Origin of the sequence: Micromonospora sp. NBS 11-29, from assembly GCF_002140155.1 — a bacterium.
Taxonomy (GTDB): domain Bacteria; phylum Actinomycetota; class Actinomycetes; order Mycobacteriales; family Micromonosporaceae; genus Micromonospora.
Genome location: NZ_NAPR01000016.1, coordinates 5,680 through 8,491, shown reverse-complemented (window position 1 = coordinate 8,491; position 2,812 = coordinate 5,680). Strand labels below are relative to the sequence as shown.

The following is a 2,812-nucleotide window of genomic DNA, read 5'->3' as shown; positions in this document are numbered from 1 at the left end:
CACCCGCACCCGAGTGGATCAGCACCGACTCACCGGCCCGCAGATCCGCCAGGTCCCGCAGCGCGTACCAGGCGGTCAGGAACACCAGCGGCACGGAGGCGGCCTCGGCGAACGACCAGCCGGCCGGGATCCGGGTCACCCGCTCACGCGCGGCCAGCACCTCGGGGCCGAAGCCGGGCTCGAACATGCCGAACACCCGGTCGCCCGGGGCCAGATCGGTCACGTCCGGGCCGACCGCCAGGACCACGCCGGCGCCCTCGCTGCCCATCCGGGCGGCCGGGTCCGGATACATCCCGAGCGCGATCAGCACGTCGCGGAAGTTCACGCCGGTGGCCCGGACGGCGATGCGGACCTGGCCGGCCGCCGGGTCGGCGGCGGTGGCCGGCACCGGCGCGACGCCGTCCAGCGTGCCGGGCGCGACGGGCGCCAGGTGCCACAACCCGTCCGGGAGGCGCAGCTCGTCGTCGGTCGCACGGGCCAACCGGGGTACGCGCACCGCGCCGCCGCGCAGCGCCACCTGCCCGCCGGTCGACGTCGGGTCGGCGACCACGCCGGCCAGCTCCGCCCACGCCTCGACGTCGGGGTCACGGTCGAGGTCGGCCAGCACGATCCGCCCCGGGTGCTCCGACTGCGCCGAGCGCAGCAGGCCCCACGCCGCCGCGCCGGCCACGTCGGTGATCCGGTCCTCGTCGCGCGCGGCGACCGCGCCCCGGGTGAGCACCACCAGCCGCGAGTCGGCGAGCGCGTCGGCGGCCAGCCACTCCTGCACGGTCGCCAGCGTCGCCGTGGTCACCGCCCGCACCCGCCCCGGCAGGTCGGCCGCGTCACCGGCGGGTACGCCGTCCGCGTCACCTGCCGACACGGACGGCAGCGGCAGCAGCACCGCGTCCGGGACCGGTTCGCCCGCCGCGACGGCCGCCACGAGCGCCGCCACGTCCGGGTACGCGGACCCGCCACCCGCCATCACGGCACGGCCGTCGCCGGTCAGCTCCGCCCGGGTCGGCGGCGTGACCGGCGCGGTGACCTCCTCGACCGGCCAGGTCAGCGCGTAGAGCGACCGGTCGGCCGCGGTGGCCGGCGCGGACCGGCCCAGGTCCCGCAGGGTGAGCGCGTCCACCGACACCACCGGCGCGCCGGCCGCGTCCACCGCGACCAGGCGCACCGACGAGCCGGCGCGGGTCAGCCGCACCCGCAGCGCCCGCGCGCCGGTCGCGTGCACCTGCACGCCCTCGAACGCGAACGGCACCCGGGGGCCGTCGCCGGTGCCGGCGTCGAGCAGCCCGATCGGGTGCAGGGCCGCGTCGAGCAGCGCCGGGTGCACCCCGAAGCCGGTCGGGTCGGCCACGTCCGGCAGCGTCACCTCGGCGTACGCCCCGTCCGGGCCGGACCAGACCCGCCGTACGCCCCGGAACGTCGGCCCGTACGCCAGACCGTGCCCGGCGAACGCGTCGTACCAGCCGGTCNCCCCCCGCCGATGGCGGGTTCCTCGGCGGCGGCCGGCTCCAGCACGCCCTCGGCGTGCCGGACCCACTCGGCGTCCGGGTCCTCCTCGGGCTGGGCGTGCACGCTGACCGGCCGGGCGCCGGTGTCGTCGGCGGCGCCGACCCGCACCTGCACCCGGACCGCGTCGGCGGCCGGGAGGGTGAGCGGGGTGGCGACGGTCAGCTCGCGGATCCGGCCGGCGTCGACCTCGTCGCCGGCGCGGACGACCAGCTCCAGCAGCGCGGTGCCGGGCACCACGACCGCGCCGGCGACCACGTGGTCGGCCAGCCACGGGTGGGTGGCCACGGACAGCCGCCCGGTGAGCACGACCTCGTCGTCGCCGGCGAGCCGGACGGCCGCGCCGAGCAGCGGATGCCCGGCCACCCCGAGCCCGGCGCCGGACACGTCGCCGGCCTGCCAGGCCGGCGCGTCCGGCCAGAACCGCTCCCGCTGGAACGCGTACGTGGGCAGGTCGGCGGGGTGGGCGTCGGTGCCGTCGAACCAGGGCGTCCAGTCGACCGGTACGCCGTGCACATGCAGTTCGGCCAGCGCCGCCAGCAGCGCGTCCGCCTCGGGCCGGTCGTGGCGCTGGGCGGCGACGGTGAGCACGTCGGCGGCGTCGGGCAGCGTCTCGGCGGTCAGCGCGGTGAGCACGCTGCGCGGGCCGATCTCCAGGAACGTGTCCGCGCCGGCCGCGCGCAGCGCGGCCACCCCGTCGGCGTACCGGACGGCCTCGCGGACGTGCCGCACCCAGTAGTCGGGGGTGCGCAGGTCGTCGCCCTCGGCCAGCGCGCCGGTCAGGTTGGACACCACCGGCAGCGTCGGCGCGTGGAAGGTCAGCCGTGCCAGCACCGCGCGGAAACGGTCCAGCATCGGCTCCATCAGCGGGCTGTGGAACGCGTGCGACACGGCGAGCCGCCGCACCCGTACGCCGCGTCCGGTCCAGAGCACGGCCAGCTCGTCCAGCGCGTCGGTGTCCCCGGAGACGACCACCGAGGTCGGGCCGTTGACGGCGGCGACGCCGACCCGGCCGGCGTACCCGTCGAGGTCGGCGTGGACCTGCGCCTCGGTGGCCCGCACCGCGAGCATCCCGCCGCCGGCGGGCAGCGCCTGCATCAGCGCGCCCCGGGCCGCGACCAGCAGGCAGGCGTGTTCCAGCGACAGCACCCCGGCCAGGTACGCGGCGGTGACCTCACCGATCGAGTGCCCGGCCAGCAGGTCCGGGGTGACGCCGAACGACTCGACCAGCCGGAACAGCGCCACCTCGACCGCGAACAGGCCGGCCTGGGTGAAGGCGGTCCGGTCCAGCAGCTCCGCCTCGGCGGTGCCG

At 78.1% G+C, this 2,812-nt stretch carries 2 protein-coding genes; both read right to left on the bottom strand.

Annotated elements, in window-relative coordinates:
* Window positions 1-1,429: polyketide synthase dehydratase domain-containing protein (locus B1205_RS33505; RefSeq protein WP_254910099.1), on the bottom strand; the 1,429-nt coding region annotated here is incomplete at its 3' end.
* On the bottom strand, window positions 1,357-2,745 hold the full coding sequence (locus B1205_RS33500) for an acyltransferase domain-containing protein (RefSeq protein WP_441338533.1): 1,389 nt from the start codon (window positions 2,743-2,745) through the stop codon (window positions 1,357-1,359). The genes B1205_RS33505 and B1205_RS33500, both read right to left, overlap by 73 nt.
* Between the last annotated feature and the right edge of the window lie 67 nt (window positions 2,746-2,812).